This window comes from Mesorhizobium sp. M2C.T.Ca.TU.002.02.1.1, assembly GCF_003997225.1.
Map to the genome: position 1 here is coordinate 1 of NZ_RZTO01000439.1, position 5,189 is coordinate 5,189.

Annotated in this window: 6 protein-coding genes and 2 tRNA genes; 1 reads left to right on the plus strand and 7 read right to left on the minus strand. The window is 63.6% G+C overall.

Annotated elements, in window-relative coordinates:
* Window positions 1–542 precede the first annotated feature (542 nt).
* Window positions 543–619: transfer RNA gene (locus EOD07_RS21555), tRNA-Asp, on the minus strand.
* A gap of 218 nt (window positions 620–837) precedes the next feature.
* Between EOD07_RS21555 and EOD07_RS21560 the strand changes: the two genes are divergently transcribed.
* Window positions 838–913 (plus strand) — tRNA-Val (locus EOD07_RS21560).
* 79 nt (window positions 914–992) lie between these two features.
* On the opposite strand, the gene EOD07_RS21565 is transcribed toward EOD07_RS21560, so the two are convergent.
* From EOD07_RS21565 to EOD07_RS21590, 6 genes are all read right to left on the minus strand, one after another.
* Complete coding sequence (locus EOD07_RS21565) at window positions 993–1,565, minus strand: hypothetical protein (protein WP_245470377.1); 573 nt, start codon at window positions 1,563–1,565, stop codon at window positions 993–995.
* 94 nt (window positions 1,566–1,659) lie between these two features.
* Complete coding sequence (locus EOD07_RS21570; protein ID WP_040981339.1) at window positions 1,660–2,415, minus strand: ABC transporter permease; 756 nt, start codon at window positions 2,413–2,415, stop codon at window positions 1,660–1,662.
* Window positions 2,412–3,185, minus strand: coding sequence for an ABC transporter ATP-binding protein (locus tag EOD07_RS21575; RefSeq protein WP_127236910.1), 774 nt, complete (start codon window positions 3,183–3,185; stop codon window positions 2,412–2,414). The genes EOD07_RS21570 and EOD07_RS21575 overlap by 4 nt, the downstream gene beginning before the upstream one ends.
* A complete protein-coding gene (locus EOD07_RS21580; RefSeq protein ID WP_206519518.1) occupies window positions 3,185–4,237 on the minus strand; it encodes an ABC transporter substrate-binding protein in 1,053 nt (350 codons plus the stop codon). The genes EOD07_RS21575 and EOD07_RS21580 overlap by 1 nt, the downstream gene beginning before the upstream one ends.
* A 67-nt stretch (window positions 4,238–4,304) precedes the next feature.
* Window positions 4,305–4,739: a VOC family protein gene (locus tag EOD07_RS21585; RefSeq protein WP_206519519.1), complete on the minus strand. Its 435-nt coding sequence runs from the start codon at window positions 4,737–4,739 to the stop codon at window positions 4,305–4,307.
* Between the two features lie 2 nt (window positions 4,740–4,741).
* A partial coding sequence (locus EOD07_RS21590) for an FCD domain-containing protein (RefSeq protein ID WP_164772408.1) occupies window positions 4,742–5,189 on the minus strand: 448 nt, incomplete at its 5' end.

The following is a 5,189-nucleotide window of genomic DNA, read 5'->3' on the forward strand; positions in this document are numbered from 1 at the left end:
CATGCTATGAGCATGCAAGTGATCATGGGGTGCTACTAAGTTTCGGTCCAAGCGAGCCCGGCTTGCTTTGTTTTTCAGGCTCGCAAGCCGGGCTATGCACCGACCGATGGGCGGGGGGCTTGGGGTTTATCAGCCGGCGCGGGCGCAGACTGTCGATTTGCCAGCAAGTCCGCAATCGACCGAGGTCCTCTCTTCCAATGGCATAGGTCCGAATAACGAAAGGATATAGCCCCTTATTCCGTAGGGGCAGCTCGGTCTGGCCGGGGCAAGAATGGGCAGCAGGGTAAGCCCTTTTGACCTAGAGCGCGTCGCGATCTTTCAGATTCCCTCCCTGCGCTTTAGGCTTTTGACTTTGCGCATGTCTTTGTCCCGAAACCGGTTCCCGCTTTCGGGAGACATGCTGTGGTCGAGCAGATCAACCGCGGACCCGGGTCCTCACCGCGGCTTTTTCAGGCGGCAGCAGCGGCGGCGACCAACGCGGTGGCGGGCGCTGTCGGATTGTCAGCAGGGAGCTCAGAAAATACAATATTTCAAGAAGCTAATGGCGCGAGTGACGGGGCTCGAACCCGCGACCTCCGGCGTGACAGGCCGGCACTCTAACCGACTGAGCTACACCCGCGCACTGACGAGCACGTGTCAGCCGTGTTCGTCGTTGGGGCGCTGGATAAGGGGTTCGCCTGCGGGTGTCAAGCGCGGCATTCAAGCATTATAGCAATCAGGAGAAGGTTTTTTGACAGCGCCATCGAGACTGGGGAAATCCGCATTGCAGGGCGCACGCGATCCCTTCATTTGGCCTTGCGAATGCGGCCCTAACTGCTTAAAGGTCCGCGCTCAAGCGGGCGATTAGCTCAGTTGGTAGAGCGCTTCGTTTACACCGAAGATGTCGGCGGTTCGAGCCCGTCATCGCCCACCAATCCGCTGGACAAGCAGGAAGTAGAACGGGGCAGCGGCCTTGCAGAGCCGCCACCCCGTCATGAGCCGGGTTCAGACCGCTATTGCCGGACGTAGCAGCGCTTGTGAGCGCCCGGGGCGGGATCATCGCCGAAAGCGTTGTTGCCGCAGCGAACGCCGTTCCTGAAAACATCCTGCGTGTATTGGCCACGTGCGCCGTATCTGACCATCGCGCGGCCGCGGAAATCGCAGAATTCGCCCTCCCTGGCGCAGGCGACCCATTCGCCGCGGTCCGGGCGTGAGCCGTAGTCATTGTCCCCGTAATTGTCGTCATCGCCATAGCCGCCGCCACGCGCGACGAAATAACAGGCCTTCTCGCGGCCGGGAGCGGGATCGCCAAAAAGGCGATTCGAGCACGGCACGGCCTGACGGTCGAAAAACCGCGAGGTTGTTCGGCCCCGGGCGCCGTAAACCACTTCCGTGGGATAGGGCAAGCGGCATATGCCGCCTTCCTTGGCGCATCGCCGCAGCTGCTGCGCCGAGGCGGAGGCGGGCAAAAGGGCGGACGCCGCGGCGACCAGTCCGGCCAGGCATATCAAGGCCAGCGTCGCCCGGATCGAGACGTGAAAAGTTTTTAACACGAATTGTCTCCCGGTTTGGTTGTGCGCCGGCATCCTACCGCAGGCGGATTAAATGCGCGATGAATGCCTGATCGGGAGGCTGTTCCTATCTCGATATGTGAGCACACGGCGCGGGCTGCCGTCTTGCTCAGTATTTGATGATTCGCCGCTCGATCAGGACGACGAGGCAGAACAGCGCGATCGACAGCGACGACGACAGCACGATCGCCGCATAAAGCCGGTCGGACTGGTAGTTGAAGGTCGCCTGGATGATCAGCGCGCCGAGCCCTTTGTCCGAGCCGATCCATTCGCCGACGATGGCGCCGATCACGGCGGTGGCCGACGCGATCCTGAGCGAGGAGAACAGCATCGGCAGCGCGCGCGGCAGGCGCAGGCTCCAGAAAATCTCCGAGCGTGTCGCCGACAGCACCCGGAACAGCTCGTGTTCGTTGTCGCTGGCCGAATCGAGGCCGCGGATCATGTTCACCAGCGTCGGGAAGAAGCAGATCACCGCGGCGATGACGATCTTCGGCGTCATGCCGAGACCGAAGATCAGGATGATGATCGGCGACAGCGCCAGGATCGGAATGGTGTTGAAGAACAGCACGATCGGGAAATAGGCGGCCTGAAGCACGCGGCTGTGGACGAAGAGCACGGCCAGCAGCACGGCAGCCAGATTGCCGATGACGAAACCGGCCAGCGCCTCGATCAAGGTCGGCCGCAGATTGTCGATGAGGAGCGAAAAGTTCTTCTGGAAGACGCCGAATATCGCCGTCGGCGTCGGCACGATATAGGCCGGCACGCCGAGCAGCGGCAGCAAGTATTGCCAGGCGAGCAGGATCGAAGCCGCGCCGAGGACGGGGAGCGCAATGGTCATTTGCGGAGAGAGCGGCGCCTGTCTCACGATGCGCGCTCCAGCGCCATGCGCAGATCGGCCATGGCGGCGACGATCACCGGATCCTCGCGCTTGCAGCGATTGCCTTCCTGCTTGAAGGGCCGCATGTCGAGGTCCTTGACGACGCGCCCAGGATTGGCGGCCAGCACGATGACGCGCTCGCCGAGATAGGCGGCCTCGGCGATGGAATGAGTGACGAAAAGGATCGTCGTGCCGGTGCGCCGCCAGAGCGCGAGAAGCTCGTCGTTCAATCGGTCGCGCGTGATCTCGTCGAGTGCGCCGAAGGGTTCGTCCATCAACAGCAATTTGGGCTCGCCGAGCAAGGCACGCGCGATCGCCACGCGCTGGCGCTGGCCGCCGGAAAGCTGATGCGGCAGGCGCTCACTGAGGCCGCCGAGGCCCATCAATTCCAGCAGTTCCGCGCTGCGGTCCTCGATCTTGCGCGTCAGGCTGCCCTGGCCGACACCGAGCGGCAGGCGCACATTATCGCGCACCGTGCGCCAGGGCAGCAGGGTCGAATCCTGGAAGACGAAGCCGACATCGCGGCGCGAGCGCACCGTGTGCGGTGTTTCGCCAAGCACGCTGATCGTACCTCCGAGCGGATCGAGCAGGTCGGCCACCACGCGGAGCAAGGTCGACTTGCCGCAGCCGGACGGCCCCAGGATCGACAGGAAGGAACCGGCCGCGACGGTCAAATCGAGGCCGGCGAGCACTTTGACGGCCGTCTGCCGGCCGCCATAGCCGACATCCAGCCGTCGCGCTTCGATCGCGCTTGGCATCACGCGGCGGGCGCGTCGAGCTTGGGCCGGTCGGCGGCCGAAAGCTCCAGGATCTTGGTGGTGTAGACATCCTTGGCGGCCGGGCGACCGTTCGGATACTGGCCGACCTTGTCGAGCAGCGCCAGTTGCTCCTCGATCGAGGCTGGATCGAACGTACCCCAGCCGTCCTTGGCGGTGGCGCCGTCAAAGGAGAGTTTCAACACCAGATTGACGGTCTTTTCCTCCCAGCCGAGATCCATTTCCGGATAGGCGGCGACCATCTTCTTGACCGCTTCCTGCGGGTTAGCGTGCACCCAGCCCCAGCCCTTGCCGACAGCGCCGATGAACTTCGCCAGCGTCTCAGGGTCCTTTTCGATCGCCGCGTCGGTGGCGAAATAGACGTCGGCGTAGGAGCTCAGCCCGAGATCGCGCGTCAGCAGGTCGATGCGGTCGTCGCCGACGACGCTGAGCGCCTGGGTGTTGGTGATCCAGCCGCCGATGGCGTCGACGTCGCCGCGCACCAGCGGCGCCTTGTCGAAGCCGACATTGACGATGGTCACCTCCGACGGATCGATGCCGTTCTTGGCCAGGATCTCGTCGATGACGAAGCGCGCCGTCGGCTGGATGCCGATCTTCTTGCCCTTGAGATCGGCGACGCCGCGGATCGGTTTTGCGGGCTTGGACGTCAGTGCGTAAGGACCGGTGCGGAAGCCGCAGGCGATGATCTTGATCGGCACGCCGCTGGCGCGGGCCGAATAAAGCTGCGGCGTTTCCGAGAACTGTCCAAGCTGCGCGGCCCCCGAAATGACAGGCGGAACGGTCGAAGCGTTAGGGCCGCCGGGGCTGAATTCGACCTCCAGCCCGGCATCCTTGAAATAGCCGTTGGCGACGGCCGCGATATCGCCGATCTGGCCGTTGGACATCAGCCAGTCATACTGGATGACGACCTTGCCGGCGGCTTTCGCGCCGGGCGTCAGCACAAGCTGCATGCCGGCGGACGCAGCCGCAACGGCTGCCATGCCGCCTTTCACGAAAACGCGACGATTCAATTCGAAGTCCCTGTTCCCACTCATTTTTCGCTCCTGTTGCAGACTTTCTCGTCTCTTCTTCAGGCGCCGCTCCCTTCCGGTACGGCGTCGTCTACGGCTGTTCGTCGTGGTAGTCGCCAGGGCCGCCGTCGAGCCAGGCGTAAAGCTCCCAAAGTGTGTCGTCCGGGTCGGTGAAATAGGCGCAGCGCGCATTCCAGACGTAGTCTTCGGGCGGGCCGTAGAAGGGCACGCCCCTGGCGCTGAGTTCGGCATGCATGCGGTCGATGTCGGCCGGCGCATCGAGCTGCACTGCGACGCAGACCTTGTGCGCGCGGCGCGGCGACTTCAGGTTCGACACGCCTGTATGGCGGTTGATGTGGTCGAGTTCCCAAGCGGCGAGCGTCACGCCCTCGCCATGGAAATCGGCAAAGCCCTCGGCGCGGCGGCGCAGGCGGAAGCCGAGCTTGTCGACGTAGAAGTCAACGGTACGCTCGATGTCTTCCACCAGCAGACAGACGTCGGAGATGCGCGTGATGCTTGCCGCCATGGCTATTTCGCTCCGCCAGCTTTGTGGATAGGCAACTTGACGCCGACGCGGTTGGCGGCGCCGACGATGTGAGCGCGCATTGCCGCTTCCGCAGCCGCAGGATCGCCCGCCACAAGCGCCTCGTAGATGCGCACATGCTCGCCGACATTGATCTCGACGAGGTCGTGCAGCGGGTTGGTCATGCGGGCGTAGTGGATCGAGTGGCGGATCTGCTCGCAGACGAAGGAAATGAAGGTGTGGATGTAGCTGTTGCCGGTGGCGCGCGCGATCTCGCGATGGAAGAGCAGGTCGGCGTCGATGCTGCCTTCTTCCCAGCGCTCCTCGCCGCCCATACGGTCGAGCGCGGCCTTGATCGAATCGAGATGTTCTTTGCCGCGCCGCGCCGCTGCCAGCGCCGCCGACTCGGCCTCGAGGATGCAGCGCAGTTCGAACAGCCGCTCCATATTGTGC

What these genes read in the sequence shown, in the direction of transcription:
- EOD07_RS21575 (WP_127236910.1), bottom strand. Translation starts at nt 3,185, where the DNA reads ATGCCAAGCGCGATCGAAGCGCGACGGCTGGATGTCGGCTATGGCGGC.
- EOD07_RS21585 (WP_206519519.1), bottom strand. Translation starts at nt 4,739, where the DNA reads ATGGCGGCAAGCATCACGCGCATCTCCGACGTCTGTCTGCTGGTGGAA.
- EOD07_RS21580 (WP_206519518.1), bottom strand. Translation starts at nt 4,237, where the DNA reads ATGAGTGGGAACAGGGACTTCGAATTGAATCGTCGCGTTTTCGTGAAA.
- EOD07_RS21565 (WP_245470377.1), bottom strand. Translation starts at nt 1,565, where the DNA reads ATGCCGGCGCACAACCAAACCGGGAGACAATTCGTGTTAAAAACTTTT.